21 protein-coding genes are annotated in these 19,538 nt (G+C 41.6%); 12 read left to right on the top strand and 9 right to left on the bottom strand.

Features of this window, described 5'->3' with window-relative positions:
- The first annotated feature begins 89 nt into the window (after positions 1-89).
- The gene (locus tag ACA086_RS08170) at positions 90-1,532 is read left to right on the top strand and encodes an alpha/beta hydrolase (RefSeq protein WP_371002843.1); all 1,443 of its coding nucleotides are present in this window, start codon (positions 90-92) and stop codon (positions 1,530-1,532) included.
- Here ACA086_RS08170 and ACA086_RS08165 read toward each other — a convergent pair.
- Positions 1,519-2,268, bottom strand: coding sequence for a DJ-1/PfpI family protein (locus tag ACA086_RS08165; protein ID WP_371002842.1), 750 nt, complete (start codon positions 2,266-2,268; stop codon positions 1,519-1,521). The genes ACA086_RS08170 and ACA086_RS08165 overlap by 14 nt on opposite strands.
- Positions 2,265-3,473, bottom strand: coding sequence for an MFS transporter (locus ACA086_RS08160; RefSeq protein ID WP_371002841.1), 1,209 nt, complete (start codon positions 3,471-3,473; stop codon positions 2,265-2,267). Before ACA086_RS08160 ends, ACA086_RS08165 begins: the two co-directional genes overlap by 4 nt.
- Positions 3,474-3,586: 113 nt before the next feature.
- Here ACA086_RS08160 and ACA086_RS08155 point away from each other — a divergent pair, with 113 nt between their 5' ends.
- Entirely contained in the window at positions 3,587-4,237 is a 651-nt protein-coding gene (locus ACA086_RS08155; protein WP_371002840.1) for a DUF1684 domain-containing protein, read from the top strand.
- A gap of 72 nt (positions 4,238-4,309) precedes the next feature.
- On the opposite strand, the gene ACA086_RS08150 is transcribed toward ACA086_RS08155, so the two are convergent.
- The 5 genes from ACA086_RS08150 to ACA086_RS08130 form a co-directional block, all read right to left on the bottom strand.
- Positions 4,310-5,362: an outer membrane beta-barrel protein gene (locus tag ACA086_RS08150; RefSeq protein ID WP_371002839.1), complete on the bottom strand. Its 1,053-nt coding sequence runs from the start codon at positions 5,360-5,362 to the stop codon at positions 4,310-4,312.
- A 109-nt stretch (positions 5,363-5,471) separates the two neighbouring features.
- Positions 5,472-6,725: an ammonium transporter gene (locus ACA086_RS08145; RefSeq protein WP_371002838.1), complete on the bottom strand. Its 1,254-nt coding sequence runs from the start codon at positions 6,723-6,725 to the stop codon at positions 5,472-5,474.
- Between the two features lie 30 nt (positions 6,726-6,755).
- Complete coding sequence (locus ACA086_RS08140) at positions 6,756-7,094, bottom strand: P-II family nitrogen regulator (RefSeq protein WP_369748819.1); 339 nt, start codon at positions 7,092-7,094, stop codon at positions 6,756-6,758.
- A 242-nt stretch (positions 7,095-7,336) separates the two neighbouring features.
- Positions 7,337-7,711: a fluoride efflux transporter CrcB gene (gene crcB / locus ACA086_RS08135; protein ID WP_371002837.1), complete on the bottom strand. Its 375-nt coding sequence runs from the start codon at positions 7,709-7,711 to the stop codon at positions 7,337-7,339.
- Positions 7,712-7,728: 17 nt separating this feature from the next.
- Complete coding sequence (locus tag ACA086_RS08130) at positions 7,729-7,908, bottom strand: hypothetical protein (protein ID WP_371002836.1); 180 nt, start codon at positions 7,906-7,908, stop codon at positions 7,729-7,731.
- A gap of 345 nt (positions 7,909-8,253) precedes the next feature.
- Here ACA086_RS08130 and ACA086_RS08125 point away from each other — a divergent pair, with 345 nt between their 5' ends.
- Positions 8,254-8,640 (top strand): hypothetical protein, encoded by a 387-nt coding sequence (locus ACA086_RS08125; RefSeq protein ID WP_371002835.1) that lies wholly within the window; start codon positions 8,254-8,256, stop codon positions 8,638-8,640.
- A 33-nt stretch (positions 8,641-8,673) separates the two neighbouring features.
- On the opposite strand, the gene ACA086_RS08120 is transcribed toward ACA086_RS08125, so the two are convergent.
- Entirely contained in the window at positions 8,674-9,741 is a 1,068-nt protein-coding gene (locus ACA086_RS08120; RefSeq protein WP_371002834.1) for a branched-chain amino acid aminotransferase, read from the bottom strand.
- Between the two features lie 105 nt (positions 9,742-9,846).
- Here ACA086_RS08120 and ACA086_RS08115 point away from each other — a divergent pair, with 105 nt between their 5' ends.
- From ACA086_RS08115 to ACA086_RS08075, 9 genes are all read left to right on the top strand, one after another.
- Positions 9,847-10,350: a DUF4920 domain-containing protein gene (locus ACA086_RS08115; protein ID WP_371002833.1), complete on the top strand. Its 504-nt coding sequence runs from the start codon at positions 9,847-9,849 to the stop codon at positions 10,348-10,350.
- Position 10,351: 1 nt separating this feature from the next.
- Positions 10,352-11,014, top strand: coding sequence for a tRNA (5-methylaminomethyl-2-thiouridine)(34)-methyltransferase MnmD (gene mnmD / locus ACA086_RS08110; RefSeq protein ID WP_371002832.1), 663 nt, complete (start codon positions 10,352-10,354; stop codon positions 11,012-11,014).
- 109 nt (positions 11,015-11,123) lie between these two features.
- The gene (locus ACA086_RS08105) at positions 11,124-12,074 is read left to right on the top strand and encodes a TIGR01777 family oxidoreductase (RefSeq protein WP_371002831.1); all 951 of its coding nucleotides are present in this window, start codon (positions 11,124-11,126) and stop codon (positions 12,072-12,074) included.
- Positions 12,075-12,210: 136 nt separating this feature from the next.
- Complete coding sequence (locus ACA086_RS08100) at positions 12,211-12,786, top strand: nucleotide exchange factor GrpE (protein ID WP_371002830.1); 576 nt, start codon at positions 12,211-12,213, stop codon at positions 12,784-12,786.
- A 9-nt stretch (positions 12,787-12,795) separates the two neighbouring features.
- Positions 12,796-13,908, top strand: coding sequence for a molecular chaperone DnaJ (dnaJ, locus tag ACA086_RS08095; protein ID WP_371002829.1), 1,113 nt, complete (start codon positions 12,796-12,798; stop codon positions 13,906-13,908).
- Between the two features lie 335 nt (positions 13,909-14,243).
- Entirely contained in the window at positions 14,244-15,179 is a 936-nt protein-coding gene (locus tag ACA086_RS08090; protein ID WP_369748809.1) for an ABC transporter ATP-binding protein, read from the top strand.
- The gene (locus ACA086_RS08085) at positions 15,172-16,509 is read left to right on the top strand and encodes an ABC transporter permease (protein WP_369748808.1); all 1,338 of its coding nucleotides are present in this window, start codon (positions 15,172-15,174) and stop codon (positions 16,507-16,509) included. Before ACA086_RS08090 ends, ACA086_RS08085 begins: the two co-directional genes overlap by 8 nt.
- Position 16,510: 1 nt before the next feature.
- Positions 16,511-17,380, top strand: a complete 870-nt coding sequence (locus ACA086_RS08080) for a mechanosensitive ion channel family protein (RefSeq protein ID WP_371002828.1) — start codon at positions 16,511-16,513, stop codon at positions 17,378-17,380.
- Between the two features lie 108 nt (positions 17,381-17,488).
- The gene (locus tag ACA086_RS08075; RefSeq protein WP_371002827.1) at positions 17,489-18,652 is read left to right on the top strand and encodes a sigma-54-dependent transcriptional regulator; all 1,164 of its coding nucleotides are present in this window, start codon (positions 17,489-17,491) and stop codon (positions 18,650-18,652) included.
- Positions 18,653-18,681: 29 nt separating this feature from the next.
- Here ACA086_RS08075 and ACA086_RS08070 read toward each other — a convergent pair whose 3' ends face one another.
- The gene (locus ACA086_RS08070) at positions 18,682-19,374 is read right to left on the bottom strand and encodes a hypothetical protein (protein ID WP_371002826.1); all 693 of its coding nucleotides are present in this window, start codon (positions 19,372-19,374) and stop codon (positions 18,682-18,684) included.
- Positions 19,375-19,538 lie beyond the last annotated feature (164 nt).

Here is a 19,538-nt window from a genome sequence, read left to right as displayed (position 1 = left end):
TTCGTCATTTTCCTGAAATTTGACATATGATTTGAAGATTCGCGGTCTCAGTGTTTAATTTTGGCCGGATTTTTGAGGAATAGATTGCTATGAAATTTAAGATTTTAGTCTTTCTAGTGATGGTGGGAACTTGTATTTCCGCCTTACAGGGACAGGAAATTGCTATCAGAAAAGGAGTTGTTCGGGATTCTATCCGTATCAACGATTCCATTCCAGAAACTTTCGCACTTTATCTTCCTACTTCCTATGAACCGGGAGGGAAATGGCCGGTACTTTTTGCTATGGATATGCAGGGGAGGGGGAAGCAAATTGTACATATGTTCCGCGAGATTGCAGAAAAGGAAGGTTATATTCTTGCTGCTTCCAATAACATCAATGATAGCCTGTCTATTGTTCAGAATACGCTGATTACGAGCAGAATGTTCAATACTGTCTTTTCGTTGTTTCCTATCCATAAAGAAAGGACGTATACCGCAGGTCTGGGTGTGGGCGCCCAATTCGCATCTATACTTCCCTCTGTAATCAGACCTATTGAAGGAGTTATTTCATTTGGTTCAGATTTGCCTTTTAAGGAGTTGCTTGATCCTAAAAATCCATTTCAGTATATAGGTGTTGTGGGGAGATCCGACTATCATTTTAACGACCTTATTGCAGATTTTAATCTGACAGGTAGTGCCAGACGGGCTCTGGGTCAGCAAAAGTTTATTGATAACCTCCTGGTTTTTGAGGGAGGGCAGGAATGGCCAGATGCCTCCTACCTTCAGCGGGCAGTCGAAATTCTCACCTTGAAATCCATGAATAAAGGCAATGTGCCAAAAGACGATGATTATATCAGAAGTATATACAACCGTAATTTTGCAACCCTGAACAATTTCGTCCTGGAGAATAATTACCTGGCTGCCGCATATATGGCAGAAGAAATGGTCACCAAGTTTAAAGGATTAATTGATCTGGAGGAATTGAAAAAAAGGCGAAAAGTTATCTCAAGAGAAAAGGGATATGACCTTCAGTTGAGAAAGCAAAGGCGATATATGCAGAAAGAATTTTTTATCCGCAATGAATATGACTTCAACCTCAATGATGATGTCCTGACACTCAATTACAACAACCTGGGGTGGTGGAATTACCAGATGGGGGAGATAAAAAAATTCATGAAAAGCGCTGACCCTTTTGAAAAAGAAATGGGGAATCGCCTCCTAGGATTTATCAATGCTCTGGTGGAGGATAACATAGCGCTGGAAAAAGCTCAGAATCCCGTTAATGAAGAAGCATTGAGCTACTTGTGGATGGTGAAGACGATTACATCACCCAAAGAGTATAAGAATTATCTCAATATTATATCAGACAGTGCTAAATATGAAGATTTTGGTACGGCCCTGTTTTATCTGGAAGAATTACTGAAAAACGGGTATACGGATAAGGCTGAACTTTACAGTCTGGAAAATACAGCTCTCCTCCGCATAACACCTGAGTTTAATGAGATCATCGAAAAGTATTTTAAAGACGCCCGTTACGATATTATTGATGAATGAGGTGAGGCAACTGCTCTAGGTCCCATTCTATGACAAGTCCTCTTGCCAGCGATTTCGCTATTTCTTTCCCGTAAAGAAATTCACATAGATAAAGGGCCGCTTCAAAGCTTCGGGCCCCTCCCGCTGAGGTAATGTATTTTCCGTCATGTACAAAAAGAACACTGTCCCTGATGTCTAACATAGGGAACATCTTCCGGTAGGCCACAATATCATCAGGAAAGGTCGTTGAAACCACAGAATCTAATAATCCTGCTTTTGCTAAAACAAATGCCCCGTCGCAATGAGAGGTTACGAATTTTGCTTCCCTGGCAGCCTTTTTTACAAAATCGAGCATTTGTACATCTTTTAAGTCCGAATCCAGATGATGTTCAGCACTGGGAACTACCAGGATGTCAATTGGGGGAAGGGAGTCTTTGGTATAGTCAAAATCGGGAAGGATACGGACGCCTTCGAAAGTGGTCACCGGATTTTTTGTATTCGCAACGGTAAAGGGTTTCATTGGGCGTATGCCTTCGCGATATACGGTGTGTTGAAAAATATCATAGGGAGCTGTAAACTCCGTATTATAGGTGCCTTCCATAAGAAGAAAGGCGACGTTGTAATACTCAGATTGATCTGCTGTGGGAGATTCTTTATCTGCAGACTTTTGATTCGACTTCCTTTCTGGTCCCGAACAGTTGCACATCAGGCATATCAGAGGCAGGGCGAGTGATTGAATTAAGATCCTAAATTTCATTTCGATGATTTTTTAATTAAACGGTTCTGCAATATCACTAAAAACAGGATCCCTAAAACTCCAATAACCATGGCAATAAACCAGGTAGATTTGAATCCGAATTTTGAGATAGATAGCATACCTCCGTTATGTGCGAAAATATGGGAAATAGAAAAAGCAATGTTGTAGAGCGCCATATATTCTCCCTGCTTCCCGGTCCTGGATCTATTCATGGCAAAAGCGCTTGAAAACGGGAAGATGATCATTTCACCAAAGGTCATCAGGATCATGCCAATGATCAACAGGCCTGTCCAGCTCCCAAACGTAAGGAAAACAAAACTCAGCACGGTAAGCAGGAATCCGAGGATCATAAGGCTAAGTTGTGACATAGGTCGGGATTCCAGGAATTTGATCAGGGGCATTTCAAAAACAAAGATGATAAGTCCGTTCATCGCCAGTAACAAGCCAATATTGAATTCACTTAATGATCTGGCCTCATTGTAAAACAGTGGAACCGTAGAAAAATACTGCACAAAAATAAAGCCCAGCAGGATCATGGCAACAATAAAAAGGAGGTAGGAAGAATCTCGATAGGCAGATTTTGGCGATTGATTATACACGATGTCTAGTTCTTTTGCTTTAGCCGGATGGAGCACAAAGAGCAATAGCACCCCTGCCAGAAGGCATGTGGTGCCGTCAATCCAGAATAGTCCGGAGTATCCGGCAGCGGCTATGATCGCTCCGCCAATTGCCGGTCCGGCAGAAAAACCGAGGTTGATAGCCAGTCTTATCAGCGTGACTGAACGGGTTTTGTTTTCGTGTTTGCTATAGGCGCTCATGGCCACATAGGTAGCCGGTCTGAAAGCATCTGCGATTACCATAAGTACAAAAACACCTGCACAAATAGCGTAGTATGATTCAAGGAGCTGAAGCCAGAAGAAGAAAAGGCCTGTGAGCAACAGACTTCCTGTCATTACCTTATAATATCCAATTCTGTCGGTAAGCTTTCCACCCAGCCAGGTTCCTGCGAGTGATCCCAAGCCGAAGCAACTCATGATCACACCGACATTTTCCAGGGTAAATCCGCGATCCTGTGTCAGGTAGAGCGACAGGAAAGGGATCACCATCGTTCCCGCACGGTTGATCAGCGTAACCAGGGCCAGCCACCAAACTTCCCTGGAGAGACCCTTAAAGGAATTCATATAGGAAGTGTACAGCAGCTTCATAAATGGATGGTTACTTTGGTCCTGTTAGTTGCAGGGTTTGCTCCGCGAGTAAATAGTGTTAAATCTAGCTAAAAAATGCCCTAAGTTGTACTTTTGACATAAAACCACCTCTCATGAAGGATTTCTTCTTAGTCTGTTTTTCTATTGGTGCACTTCTGTTATCAGTAAATTGTGGTGATGGAAAAAAATATCACGACCAGGCAGCCCCAAAGGAAATTCCTTCCGATCGAAAACTGGCCTCGATCATTGAATTCCAGAATTCCCTCAATGAAGAATTCTCAGATCCAGAGGTATCTCCTCTTCCAGACCGATACAGAAAGGACTTTCAGGGACTCGATTTTTTTGAGCCTGATACGCTTTACAGTGTTCGGGCCAAATTTGTAAGGACACCAGATGCGATTCCCTTCATGATGCCAACCAATACAGATCGATTGTCTGAGGAAGTGGTCTATGGTGTTGTCACCTTTTCCTTAAATGGAAAAGAGTATCAACTGGAGGTTTATCAGAATGAAGAATTGAAATCGGAGGAAGGTTTTGAAGACTATCTCTTTCTTCCCTTTACCGATGAAACCAACGGAGAACTCACCTATGAGGGAGGAAGGTATATTGATCTTACGATCCCGGAAGAAGATACACTGGTCATTGATTTCAACAAGGCCTACAATCCCTACTGTGCTTACAACAAAAAATACTCCTGTCCGCTCGTACCCAGTCAGAATCATATCAGCACCCGGATTTTAGCCGGCGTAAAGGCGTTTAAATAGACAAAAAGAAAACCCTGGCAAGGTTGCCAGGGCTTATCAACGAACTAAACAAAACTAATAATTACTCCCTGTTTAGAAAGAGTATACTGCTGCGAGGACAAAAGACGACAAACTTTTCATGCTTGCTCCATCTGAGTCCAGGAAGGCATCGTCAGAAGCGTTATCCAGTCTGAGTTCTGGTTTGATAACCAGGTCTCCGATTGTAGCACTTCCTGTTAGTGTAAGGGCCAGTACGCTGGAATCCTCAACTCCTGTGCCGATAGCTCCGAAGTTTCCGGTTTCTGTGAAGTATTCTCCTCTCAGACCCAGGGTAAAAGTGTCTGAGGTCTGGTATTGAGGATATAGCGCAACACCTGCAAATCCGGTGTCGTCTGCACCGTCAAAATAAGCTGCATTAATCCCGAGGTAAAAATCTTCATCGATATCAAATCCCCCGGTATAGTCGATTTCAAAATTTCCGTCGTCGGCAATGAGGTTCAAATATTGTCCGCTGTAACCGAGTTGGGCTCCGTAGGCGTATTTTCCGTTGGGATTAAACTCAGTAATATCCGTGGGATTCATTACAGCAAGCATTAATGACCAGTCATTTCCCAGATCAAAATCGGCCTTGAGCCCTGTATGACTAAAGGGTCCGTAAGAGAACAGATAAGAGGTACTGTAGTTGAAGTTACCTGCAGGGGAGATTACTTCGTAGCCCAGGAAGGTGTTGAAATTACCAAAGGTCAGGGTTACAGATTCACTTACGTTCCAGTATACGTATAACTGGTTGACAATATTCCCTGTAGCTGAATACAGCGGAGATGCAAAAATGGCATCCGTTCCTCTTGGGCCGAAGACAAGATCGGCAACAAAACCTACATCATCGCCTTCGTAATTGGCAATTACATTGGCCATGCCCAGGGCAAAGCCGGGAAGATTGGCAAATGAAGAGCCGGGAGCGGAATAATTTACACCTGAGTTAGCTGAATTAAGGTTGGCCCTGTAATAGGCATCAACGGTACCACTAATTGTGAATTTCTTTTCTTCCGCGGCCTCTTCTTCCTGAGCTAAAACCGAAAAAGTACTGGTCAGGAGAAAGAGAAAAACTATTTTTTTTGCGAAATTTGTTGTTATAATCGTTTTCATATTTCTGTGTTTGTATGTCCTCTTTAGAGGATGTTATTACTCTTTTAAGTTGAAATTTTGGAAAAGGTTATAGACGGAGCGTTCTGCCAAACGCTCCGTCACCTTTTTATTAATGTTGGTTCATTCTGAAATCTGCATAGGAGTCCATCCCGTGTTCGTGAAGGTCGAGTCCTTCAATTTCTTCTTCTTTTGATACTCTAATTCCAATAGTTTTCTTTAAGCTGTAAAAGATTATAAATGCTGTTAGAGAACAAAATGTAGCTGCTGCACCTACACCGGCCAGTTGATAGAGAAATTGTTCTCCTCCGGCTTTTGCACCAAACATTCCAACGGCGAGTGTTCCCCATATACCACAGATTAAGTGGACAGTTACCGCACCAACCGGGTCGTCGAGTCTGAGCCTGTCGATAAGGGCAACGCCAAGGACGATGATAAACCCTGCAATCAGACCGATAACAACTGCTTCATTAGGAGACATCAGATCTGCTCCGGCAGTTATTCCGACTAGTCCGCCCAGGATTCCGTTCAGGAACATGGTAAGGTCAAGGTTTTTATAGAGTATGGTTGAAAGGATAAGGGAGCCTACACCTCCCGCAGCTGCCGCTAAACTGGTAGTGACAAGTACAAGGGAAGTAAGTTCGGGATCACCTGATAAAACAGAGCCCCCGTTAAATCCGAACCAGCCCAGCCACAGGATAAGAACCCCGGCAGTAGCCATTGGGATATTGTGTCCCGGAATTGCTTTTATTTCTCCCTTGTCTCCAAATTTTCCAATTCGTGCGCCAAGGAGATAAATCCCGATAAGCGCTCCCCAACCTCCAACGGAGTGAACCAGGGTAGATCCTGCAAAATCATAAAATCCGGCGTCATCACCTCCTAGTGTTGAAAGGAATCCACCTCCCCATTGCCATGATCCGACTATAGGATATACCAGGCCTACATAAAAGATGGTAAAAATCATAAAGGGGCCGATCTTAATTCTTTCGGCAACAGCTCCCGAAACGATAGTGGCAGCTGTGGCGGCAAACATGCCCTGAAAGAGGAAATCTGTCCACCAGGTATAACCTCCATCGGCGTATTCAGGTGTCATACCGTTTTCCGGCGCGGCAATACCGAAGCCTGCAAAATCGAGTATACCGGCAGAACCGTCGGCAAAACCTGGGTACATAAGGTTAAAACCCCCTATATAGTACATCAGTAAGCCTACTGTGATGATAAAGATGTTCTTAAAAAGTATATTAATAGTGTTTTTTTGTCTGGTAAGCCCTATTTCTAAAAAGGCAAATCCTGAATGCATGAAGAATACCAATGCGGTACAAACCATCATCCATATATTGTTAGCTGTAAATAATCCTGCTTCCATATTTCTTTACTTGTGAGTTAGTTTTTTGCTTTAGTTAATTCCGTCATGGCCGTTTTCACGTGTTCTGATTCTGTATGCCTCCAGGACATCTGAGACAAAAATCTTTCCGTCTCCTACATTACCGGTATACGCAGCTTCCAAAACTGTATTGACCGTTCTTTCCAGAAAATCATCTGAGACCACAATTTCGAGGTACCGTCTTTGGATATCAGAAGTGCTATAGGAAATCCCTCTGTAGACATGTCCCTGTTTTTCATTTCCGACACCGGTGACATCCCAGTAACTGAAGAAATTCACCTCAATTTCATGAAGTGCTTTTTTCACATCATCAAATTTCGATTTTCGAATAATTGCTTCTACTTTTTTCATCGTATTAGTTTATTGTTGATGGGCCAAATATTGTATTATTTTAATTGACCCCCTAAAAAAATAGGGGTATGTTGATTATTTTTATTATTATAATAAATTATACCCTTAATAAATAGGGGTATGATATTCTAAACTTTGTAATTTGAAAATATGATTATTTTGTAGGGGTGTATTAACATACACCGTAAGAATTGGTGTATCTAGTGGGAATAAAGTTTAAGAACGCTGGCTTTAATTATAGTTTAAGAAAGGAATTTAACAAGCCAGAGACCCATCGCGACTGCGAGGATTCCTGCCAATATACTGCTCAGCGTATAGATTAGAAAAGAGAATATCTGCCCCTCTCGTAGCATACCATAGTTTTCAAGGGCAAATGAAGAAAAGGTGGTAAAGCCTCCACAAAATCCTATGGTAAGGAAAATAAGAAGTGTATTATTAAGTGCAGCAGATTTTGTGGCAATTCCAAGGATGAGACCAATAAGGAAGCATCCAATTATATTAACACTAAAAGTGCCCAGAAAAAAAGAACTGAAATAGGGATTAAGAAACTTACTGATAAGAAAGCGTAAGCCGCTGCCAATACCTCCTCCAAGAAAGACCAGTAAAAAGTGTTTCATTTCCTAAAGATAGGAATCTAAATGGCTTTTCTGTATTCTGAGGATGTCCAATCGAGAGGATAAATTATCTCTTCATTGGCTTGTGTTTTGCCACCCTGAATTTCTGTCTGATTGCGTTTATTTGTAAACAAACTAAAAGCGAGAAGAGCAGCATTTACTAAAATCAAAACAAAGAAAATGGTAAAAAAGGTTGTCATTTATCGGATTTCTTTGATACTATAACGCAAAAGTACGTGTTTTCTTATAGTATACGCACGAAACGGGGATAATGTTGTCAGAGAAGCAATTTTTGTGGTGTAGCTAAAAAATTTGTTAATTTTTCAGCAGATATTTAATAGTAAAAAGAAAAATTATGAAAAGGATAAAAACAATACCCACCCATTTTACTCCATTGTAATTTTTATTGTGAAGTTTTTTGTCCTTTCTATAAGAAAATACAATAACAACCGTAAAAAATAGAACAAAAAGGGCGGCAAAGATTAATTGTCCAGTGCTGAACATATTTTATATTTTAGCACAAAACTACGTCAAAAAGCGATACCATGAAAAGCAAGATAGATGCCGTTGCCCTATTTCATCGCTCCTTCGGTCTTGGAGTGTCGGAAACTCCCAAAGCCAATTTGGGGGAGGCTAAAAACTTACTGCGTTACAATCTAATGGACGAAGAGAACGAAGAGTACTATGAAGCAGCTCAGAAAGGTGATCTCGTGGAAGTCGCAGATGCCCTGGGGGATATGCTCTATATTTTATGTGGAACCATTCTCGAGCACGGGATGCAACATATTATTGAAGAGGTTTTCGAGGAGATTCAGCGCAGCAATATGAGTAAGCTCGGGGAAGATGGGAAACCCATATACCGTGAGGATGGGAAAGTATTGAAAGGTCCTTCTTATTTTAAACCGGATATCAAGGCCATCCTCGACAAGTAAGGAGCAACTTAACCTGATACCCCTGATATTAATCTAGTCGATTTTAAATCGCCACCCAAAAGGATCTTCTGCCCTGTTGTACTGAATGTCTGTTATTCGTTTTTTCAGGAGTGAGGCATAGCTATTCTCCAATTCTGGTAACATATAGTCTGCATCTCTGTGTCCGAAACCTGATATAGGAGAAATTACGGCCGCAGTACCTGCACCAAACATCTCTTTCAGGCTACCGTTTTTAGAGGCTGAAATAAGCTCCTCAACCCTAATTTTTCGAATTTCTACCGGAATATCCTCAGCCTTTGCAATATCGAGAACACTTTTTCTCGTAACACCATCCAGGATTCGATCACTAACCGGACTGGTCATTAGTGTATCATTGATTCGAACAAAGATATTCATGGCTCCGGCCTCTTCTATGTACTCATGCGTATTGTCATCGGTCCAAATCACTTGCTGATAGCCCTTTTCAACCGCGAGTTGAGTGGGATAAAACTGCCCGGCGTAATTTCCTCCAGCCTTTGCAAATCCGACCCCTCCGTTAGCAGCCCGCGAATACTTCTCCTCTATGAGAACTTTGATCTTCCCGGCAAAATAGGGTCCGGAAGGAGCACAGACAATAAAGAATTTGTACTGATCTGCAGGAGAGGCATGCAATCCCACGCCTGAAGCAAATATAAAAGGCCTTACATATAATGAACTTCCCGGAGTGGTAGGAATCCAGTCTTTTTCCAGTTTTAAAAGCGTACGCAGGCCTTCCATAAATATTTCCTTAGGAAGCTCTGGAATGGAAATTCGTTTGGAAGATATATTGAGTCTTTTCTGGTTTTCGTCAGGTCTGAAAAGCCAGGCCTGCCCTTCAGCGTCCTTGTAGGCTTTCATTCCTTCAAAAACGGATTGCCCGTAATGAAAGATCTTGGCCGCCGGATCTAAGGATATAGGACCGTATGGTTTAATGTGAGGGGTTTGCCATGCCCCGTCCTTATAATCGCAAACCAACATATGATCTGAATAGACCTTTCCGAAAGGAAGATTGGAAAAATCTACCTTGGCGATCTTGGATTCCTTTATTTTCTCAACAATTATTTTCCCTGTGGTAGTCTCCATATGTTGTGTTTTACTTCTCAAAATTAAACATTTATACCCTCTTATTCCTTCTTTTTTAAGCGAAAAATGACCAGCTTTGCAGAGTAATCTCAAATTCTAAATAAAATGAAAGGTTTTAACATTATCCTTGTTGTTTTTCTTCTTCTGGGGAGTTGTAAGGAGAAGAATTCTCAAACAGAAACGCCGGTAAAAGAAGCAGAAAAAGAGGTGGCCACTGTTTTTGGCAGCGCTTTTGAAGCCGATGAAGTAAAATCAGCATCCGATATGGCAAAAGCAATTACCGGGCTTCAGCAAACTGATAGCCTTGATGTCACCTTTAGCGGAGAAGTTACCGAAGTTTGTCAGATGAAAGGATGCTGGATGAAAGTTGCACTGGGAGAAGAGGAAGAAATACGCGTGACATTTAAAGATTACGGATTTTTTGTTCCAAAGGATATTGCTGGCAGGGAAGTAACCCTTCGCGGCAAAGCTTTTACTGAAACAATAAGTGTTGAAGACCAGAAGCATTACGCCGAGGACGGAGGCGCTACAAAAGAAGAGATCGATCGGATCACAACACCTAAATCTACTTATAGCTTCGTTGCCGACGGGGTTCGGTTAACAAATTGATGTGAAAAGATCCATTATTACAACCGGCGATGGATCAAAGACTATTTCCCTTGATGAATGGAATGAACAATACCACTCCAAGCACGGGGCGATACAGGAAGCCTATCATGTATTTATCAAACACGGGCTGCATGCTTCTCTGAAAAATCCTATTGCCATCCTGGAAGTTGGCTTTGGAACCGGACTCAATGCTCTGATCACCCTTCACGAAGGGATAAAGCGAAATTTACACATTAAATACACCGGGGTAGAAGCCTTTCCTGTTTCCCCTGAAGAAGTTGGCGAGTTAAATTATGTGGAAGCCCTGCAACTACCCCAGTTAGATGCCACATTTAATCAAATGCACAGCTGTGATTGGGAGGAGGCAATACCTCTGTCTCCGAATTTTATTCTGAATAAAAATAAACTGGATTTCAGGGAGATCAACTCAGAGGGCGAATATGACCTTATCTATTTCGATGCTTTTGGAGCAAGGGTGCAGCCCGAGTTATGGACCCAGGATATATTTCAGAAAATGTTTAATGCTCTTAAAGATAAAGGAATACTGGTTACTTATTCGGCCAAAGGAAGTGTAAGACGAGCTATGGATGCAGTAGGTTTTAACGTTGAGCGTCTCCCAGGTCCGCCGGGAAAACGGGAAATGCTTCGAGCTATTAAGAAATGATTCCAAAAGGTAATTGTAAATAGAATAAAACCTTAGACAACATTGTTAAACCTTATATAAAGCCCCGCCTTTTCCTCCGCAAAACAAATATCTTTACAAAAAAAGCTATATGCGCATTTTGATCACAGGGGCGACGGGGTTGATTGGCAGTGCCATAGTTCAGAAATGCCGCGAAAATAACATCGACGTTAACTACCTCTCTACCCAAAAACAAAAGCTTACCCAGGAGAATGACTTAAAAGGATTCTATTGGAATCCTCGTAAAGGAGAAATTGATATGGCTTGTTTCGACGGTGTTTCGGCTGTAATCAATCTTGCGGGATCATCCATTTCACAGCGGTGGACAAGATCGAACAAAAAAAAGATTCTCAGTAGTAGAATTGATAGTCTGCGTACCCTAAGATCAGCTCTGGAAAAAATCAATACCGAAGAAATAACATCCTTTGTTTCTGCTTCGGCAATTGGAATTTATCCTCATTCTTTTGATCATTACTACACTGAGGATGAAAAAGATGTTGACGACAGCTTTCTGGGGGAAGTAGTTGCAAAATGGGAGCAGGAAATTCAAGAATTTTCACAATTTTCATTTTCTGTAGCCACCCTACGTGTTGGATTGGTACTCTCGATGGAGGGTGGTGCCCTTCCTGCATTGGTGAGACCTGTAAAGGCCTATGTTGGTGCGGCTTTTGGCAGCGGGGAACAATGGCAATCCTGGATTCATATCGATGATCTGGCAAGGCAATTTTTATTTATTGTGGAACACAGTATTGATGGTGTATTTAATGGGGTGGCGCCAAACCCGGTTACTAATAACCGACTTGTAAAGGAAATAGCAGAAATTCTCAACAGACCTTTATTTCTGCCTAATATTCCCCGGGGGCTTATGCGACTAATTCTGGGAGAGATGTCCTTGCTGTTGTTTGTAAGTCAGCGGGTGAGTAGCAAGAAAATTGAAGAAGAAGGATTCGAGTTTTATTATAAAAATATTTGTAGTGCCCTTCAAAACGTCATTCTCCCGGAAGAAGAGGAAAGTGATATCTACCACAAAGAATTCGTTTAAGTCTTGATATCAGGCCTGGAACTTTTAAATCATCCTTTTTCGAGGGTGTTTTTTTTGTGACATTTTGACATTTTAAGATAAATGGCAGTACTTTTGCCATCTTCAATTAACATTGTCCTAAAAAACGCAAAGAGCAATGAGTAAAAAAGAAAGAACAGAAGAAACGGAGGAGATAGTGAACGAATTGCACAACGAAGAGACTCAGGCAGAAGAGAACCAGGAATCCCAGGGTTCAATGGATCAGGAAGAATCCGCTCCCTTATCAGAGGTGGAAAAGCTCGAAGGGGAATTAGAGAAGGAGAAAGATAAATTTCTTCGACTTTTTGCTGAATTTGAAAATTTCAAGAGACGGACTGCCAAAGAGCGGATGGAACTTTTTAAAACCGCCGGCCAGGAAGTCATGGTTTCGCTCCTTCCGGTTTTGGACGACTTTGAACGCGCCCTGAAAGAATTAGGAAAATCTTCAGAAAATGAAATGTTCAAGGGAGTTGAACTCATTTACAATAAGTTTAAAGATACCTTAAAGTCTAAAGGTCTTGAAGAAATAAAGGCTGCGGAAGGCGACGCTTTTGATGCTGAAATTCACGACGCCATAACACAGATCCCGGCACCCAACAAGAAATTAAAAGGGAAGATCATCGATGTGGTAGAGAAGGGTTATAATCTGGGAGATAAGATTATCAGACACCCCAAAGTGGTGGTTGGCAATTAATCTGAAATTATGAAAGAAGATTTTTACGAAATACTGGGGATCAGCAAATCGGCCACTGCTGCTGAGATAAAAAAGGCTTACAGAAAAAAGGCTTTGGAATACCATCCGGATAAAAATCCTGGTGACGCTAAGGCAGAAGAAATGTTTAAAAAGTCGGCTGAAGCCTATGAAGTCCTCAGTGATCCTGATAAACGGGCCAGGTATGATCAATACGGTCATGCTGCCTTTGAAGGTGGTGGATTTGGTGGTGGAGGTATGAATATGGAAGATATCTTCAGCCAGTTTGGAGATATATTCGGCAGTGCCTTTGGTGGAAGTTTTGGAGGTTTTGGAGGCTTTGGGGGTGGTCAGCGCCGGGTGAAGGGAAGTAACCTCAGGATCCGGGTAAAGCTAACACTCGAAGAAGTAGCCCAGGGTGTAGAAAAGAAAGTAAAAGTAAAGCGAAAAGTAAAGGCCGAGGGCGTTACTTACAATACCTGTGCTAGCTGTAATGGTAACGGACAGGTCACCAAAATTACCAATACCATCCTGGGACGAATGCAAACGGCAGCCACCTGCAGCAGTTGTGGGGGAAGTGGACAGATCATAGATCATCGTCCTGCAGATGCAGATGCTCAGGGATTAAAGGTAGTTGAAGAGACAGTTTCTATTAAAATTCCGGCCGGGGTGGAAGACGGAATGCAGCTCAAGGTAAGTAATAAAGGAAATGAAGCTCCTGGAAACAGTATTCCGGGAGATCTTCTGGTAGCTATTGAAACCAGGGAGCACGAAACCCTGAAAAGGGAGGGGGATAACCTGCATTACGATCTTTATGTAAGCATCTCAGATGCTGTACTGGGTACCTCCAAAGAAATCGATACTGTAGGGGGGAAAGTGAGGATAAAACTCGAACCCGGAATACAGTCGGGAAAAATACTTCGCCTTCGCGGAAAGGGGATTAATAACCTCAACGGATATGGGAGTGGAGATCTTCTTGTCCACGTCAATGTATGGACTCCAAAGGAGCTAAATAAGGAACAACGTGAATTTTTTGAAAAAATGAGTCAAAATGAAAATTTTGAGCCCAAGCCGGAGAAATCGGATAAATCATTTTTTGAAAAAGTAAAAGACATGTTTTCTTAAACCAATGAATCCCGAATTAAATAAAAAACGTATATTTGGTTCGATATTGGGCAACCAATATTAATTTTCTTTTTCATAGCAATTTTTTTCCCATCCTCGATCCTTCGGGGATGGGTTTTGCTTTTTTAAGGGTAGTATGATCTACTCTGCAGCTAATTTTTTCCTCTAATTTTATCACATTCCATTCTCTGTCTGATGCGTCATAACAGGAATTGAGGTTTGATTAAGAATGCGGTATTCACCCTGTTTGGAAGCAGCTTAAAAAGGGCTTTATTATATTGACTAAACCTTGATTCTTTTACCCTCAATTCTATATCTTTGAAAAAATTGCCTGCATGAGTTCTATCCTGGTTGCCGATCGGATTACCAAACAGTTCGGAGCCCAATTTGCTCTTAAAGATGTCTCCCTTGAAATACCTGCTAACAGTATTTATGGATTGTTAGGCCCTAATGGGGCGGGTAAGACCACGCTTATCAGAATCATCAACCAGATAACGTATCCGGACAGTGGACAAATTCGTTTTGCCGGTGAACCTCTGCAGCCGCATCATATTGCTATGATCGGGTATTTGCCTGAGGAAAGAGGCCTTTATAAAAGTATGAAAGTGGGCGAACAGGCTTTGTACCTGGCCCAGTTAAAAGGTCTATCCAAAGCCGAAGCTAAAAAAAGGTTGCTTTATTGGTTTGATCGTCTCCAGATAGGAGATTGGTGGAACAAAAAAATACAGGAACTCTCTAAAGGTATGGCACAAAAAATACAATTTATTGTGACCGTACTACACCAGCCCAAATTGTTGATATTCGATGAGCCATTTAGCGGTTTTGACCCAATTAATGCGAACATTATCAAAGAAGAGATTTTGCATCTGAAGGAACAGGGAACCTCAATAATCTTTTCTACGCATCGAATGGAATCTGTTGAAGAGATTTGTGAATATATTACACTACTGCACAATGCTGAAAAGATTCTGGATGGGAAACTATCCGATATTAAAAAGCAGTATAAGAATAACATCTACAATGTAGGAATGGCCATTCAGCAAGGCGAGGAGTTCCTCAAAGAACTGTCAGAAAGATTCCAGATAATATCTCCTTCCTTTGATCCTGTCGCGTCGGAACTGGAATTTCAGATTCAACTACCCTCCGGGGATACCAGATCTCTGCTCAATCAGCTTTCTTCCAAAGGAACCATTTATAATTTTGTAGAGACCATCCCCACGGCCAATGACATATTCATCAAAACCGTTCAAAGCAAATCTGTCAATGAATAAGTTAGGCCTGATTATAAAACGGGAATACCTCGCTAAAGTGAGAAATAAATCCTTTGTGATCATGACTTTCTTGAGTCCAATCCTAATGGTAGGGATGGTTGTCCTAATTGCCTATTTGACAAAGATTAACGATAGTGAGACCAGGGTGATTGGAATTCTCAATGAAAGCCCCTTTTATTCTGATGATTTCGCGTCAACGGAGGCTTTGTCTTTTGTCGTTCTCAGAGATCTGAATCTCAGCGAGGCAAGGGATTCCGTGATTAACCAAAACTTTTATGGCTTGTTGTATCTCCCCGAGGGAACTACGGCAGAAGAGGTTGCCAGGCAGGCCTATTTCTATTCAAAAGAAGCACCTAATTCGGGAATTACCGATAGGCTTGATGCCATTTTTCGCGATCGGTTACGGCAACAAAAACTAATTGAGCTGGGGGTTACCGCAGAGGAATTTGCATCAATAGATTCGGGGTTCCAGCTTAAAACCGAAACCTTTGAAGGGCAACAGAATTTAAAGGGAATCAATGAATTAAAAGCTTTTATAGGTGGTGGATTCGGCTACCTTATCATGATGTTTATTATCATCTACGGCGGCTTTGTGATGCGTAGTGTAATTGAAGAAAAAACCAGTCGGATTATCGAAGTAATTATTTCATCGGTAAAACCTTTTCAGTTAATGATGGGCAAGATCATAGGCACTTCTCTGGCGGGACTAACACAGTTTGCCATCTGGATCTTTTCAGCAACCTTATTATTGTTTACGGTGATGTCATTTCTGGGATTGGAAACTTCGGCATTTCAAAGCGCTTCAGTTTTGCCGGGAGGTACAGTAAGTGAGCTGAGTAGTATGGGGTCAGATGTCAGCGAGATGCAATTATACGCCAATGAATTATTTCAGATTCCATGGGCCATGCTGATCTTCTTTTTTATGATCTATTTTGTTCTGGGCTATCTTATTTACAGCTCCATCTATGCGGCCATTGGTGCAGCGGTTGATAATGAAACAGATACACAGCAATTTATTTTTCCGATTATTCTCCCTCTGATGCTGGCAATTTATGTGGGCTTCTTCTCTGTATTTGGGAATCCTCACGGACCTATTGCAGTAGGGTTTTCACTTTTTCCACTTACCTCACCGATCGTTATGTTGATGAGGCTTCCGGGGGGTCTAGGAGAAGGTGGCGTCCCAATCTGGCAACTCGTACTTTCTATATTCTTTCTACTGATTACCTTTATAGGCATTGTATGGCTGGCAGCAAAGATTTACAGGGTAGGAATTCTGATGTATGGAAAAAAACCCAGTTATAAAGAATTATTTAAATGGTTAAAATACTGAGATGGAAAAGCTAAAGACAATTTTCTCGAAATTTAATGACTTTCTTTCCTATCAGATTATTGAAAGTGAGAGTATTCATATCACTGTAGGAACCTTTCTTTCTATAGTCATTGCCATTGTTGTGGTTACTTATTTGCTTCGGATTGTTCATAATTTAGTAGTTAAGAAGTTACCCGTCTCTGATAAAAACAAGTTTGTCAGCATTTTTTCCTTTTTAAAATACCTTTTTTACGTTCTGGTCATCACTGTTATTCTTCATTCCTCAGGGGTTAATCTGACCGTATTACTGACAGCTTCTGCCGCCTTATTCGTAGGCTTGGGATTTGCCTTGCAAACCCTCTTTCAGGACATTATTTCAGGGGTTATGATGATTCTTGATCAATCCATACACGTAGGGGACATTATTGAGGTGGAAGGTAAAGTGGGAAAGGTTTTCGAAATACGCCTGAGAAGTACAAGAGCTTTAACACGAGACGACAAGGTACTCATTATTCCAAACCATATCTTTTTAACCAATACGATATACAATTATACACAGAACTATAATACTACCCGTGAATCACTGGTAGTTGGTGTGGCCTACGGCAGTGATGTGCAATTGGTGACAAAAATCTTGGAAGAAATTGCCACGGATCAAATGGGAGTTTTAAGAGACCCACCTCCTTTTGTTCAATTTGATGACTTTGGAGATTCAGCTCTTGTGTTTTCTTTGAACTTCTTTATAGAAGACGGATTTAGGGTGCCCCGAATGCGCAGTGAAATGCGTTATAAAATAGATGATCAATTCAGGAAGAATGGTGTTACTATTCCATTTCCACAAAGGGATGTACATTTTTTCCAGCATGGTCCTATTGCCATGAAGAAAGACTAAATAACATAGCTATATTCTAATTTGCAATAGAATCCCTGGCACCGTTTTTGAACTGTCTGGGAAAGGAAGCGGAAAAGTCCGGTTTTAATACAACAATAACTTTAAGATATGCCAAAAATATTAGTGATAGAAGATGAGGCAGCCATTCGCAGGGTATTGGTGAAAATTCTCTCTGAAGAGAATGAAAAATACCAGTTGGAAGAAGCCGAAAATGGGCAAAAAGGAATAGAGTCAATCAAAAAGAACGATTACGATCTGGTTCTTTGTGATATAAAAATGCCTAAAATGGATGGGGTGGAAGTGCTGGAGGCGGCGCGGAAAATAAAACCGGAAATTCCGTTCATTATGATCTCGGGACATGGCGACCTCGATACTGCGGTCAATACCATGCGACTTGGGGCCTACGACTATATATCCAAACCGCCCGATCTCAACAGGTTGCTCACAACCGTAAGAAATGCACTCGACAGGAAGGAATTGGTGGTGGAAAACAAAATTCTCAAAAAGAAAGTGAGTAAGAAATACGAGATGATCGGTGATAGTCCGGAAATCTCTAATATCAAAGAAATTATTGAGAAAGTAGCTCCAACCGATGCCAGGGTATTAATAACAGGTGCTAACGGAACAGGAAAGGAATTGGTAGCCCATTGGATCCATCAGAAAAGCGAAAGGAGTAATCATCCTTTTATTGAAGTGAATTGTGCGGCAATACCTTCAGAACTTATTGAAAGTGAATTGTTTGGGCACGTCAAAGGAGCTTTCACCTCGGCCATAAAAGACAGAGCAGGAAAATTTGAAGCGGCGAATAAAGGCACCATTTTTTTAGACGAAATAGGAGACATGAGCCTTTCAGCACAGGCCAAAGTGCTGAGAGCCCTGCAGGAAAATAAGATTTCCAGAGTAGGTTCTGATAAGGATATCAATGTGGATGTACGAGTAGTGGCCGCGACCAATAAAAACCTACAAAAGGAAATTGAAGAAGGCCGGTTCAGAGAAGACCTTTATCACAGGCTCGCTGTCATTCTGATACAAGTACCTGCCCTGAATGAACGCAGGAAAGATATTCCCTTGCTGATTGAACATTTTTCTGAAAAAATCGCAGGGGAACAAGGTACTGTTCCAAAAAAATTCTCCCCAAAAGCGGTTTCGCTTTTAAAGGAATACGACTGGACAGGTAATATCCGGGAATTGCGCAATGTGGTGGAGCGACTCACCATCCTGGGAAATGATGAGATTACAGAGGCTGACGTAAAGCTTTTCGCAAGCAAGTAAATTCTTGTTCCTGGTCAAGGATACTGGCTTCAGGGACACTGATTACCGAGCTTTATTAATGCTTTGGCAGCAATTTCTTTCGTTCTGAGGTTGTAATACTTCTTCCCTTCTGTAAGGTCGGAATTTAGCAATTCCAGCTCGCAACGTTCAAAGACCTGGGATACATAGGCATTTGCTTCTGTGCAGGGAAGTGTGGCGATGACCTTTTGAAGTGAAAGTTCAAAATCAAGCAATGAAGCATCGATCCTGGCCTCGAGTTCTTTTCCGGCAATAGGCTTGAATATACTTTTCTTCTCCTCCATTTCCTTAGTATTGACCGCTAATAAGTCGTTCCCATACTCACTACTGTGGATTTCTGCGTGATCCGCCAGAGCTTCCTGGCTGCTATTTGCGTGTTCCAGGGCTTTTTTTAATAGTATACGGGTACTTAAAATTGAGCCAGCCTTGATTGCCTTTTTTAAATAGCTTTCGCCCTCTTCAATATTCTGCATGGCGAATTCACATCCGCAATCTTCAAATTGTTCCATGGATTTTTCAATGGCACTTATCGCCTTATAAGCATAGTAGTGAACCATTTTAATCTTATCGGCAGAAATGGCCTTCTGAGTATTGGTCTTTATAAAGCTGAGATTGGATCCTGCATAGTCACAGGCATTAGAAGGTTCCATCCCGGCAAGTAAAGGGGATAGAGCAAGCCACAGATAAGTGATCAGTCCTTTCATAGTCTACATTAAGGTTACTACGTAAGATTCAGGACCTATAAAGGTAGTACAGCCTTTGAGGATCACCATATTTTATCGTTATATGGCGAAAAACGCAGGATTTCGGTGCTTTTTTACCAATGAAAATGGTCAATATGTTTAATTATTGTTACGAATTACCGGGG

This window comes from Muriicola sp. E247, from assembly GCF_041358175.1.
Taxonomy (GTDB): domain Bacteria; phylum Bacteroidota; class Bacteroidia; order Flavobacteriales; family Flavobacteriaceae; genus Muriicola.
This window is presented reverse-complemented; position numbering and strand designations above follow the sequence as displayed.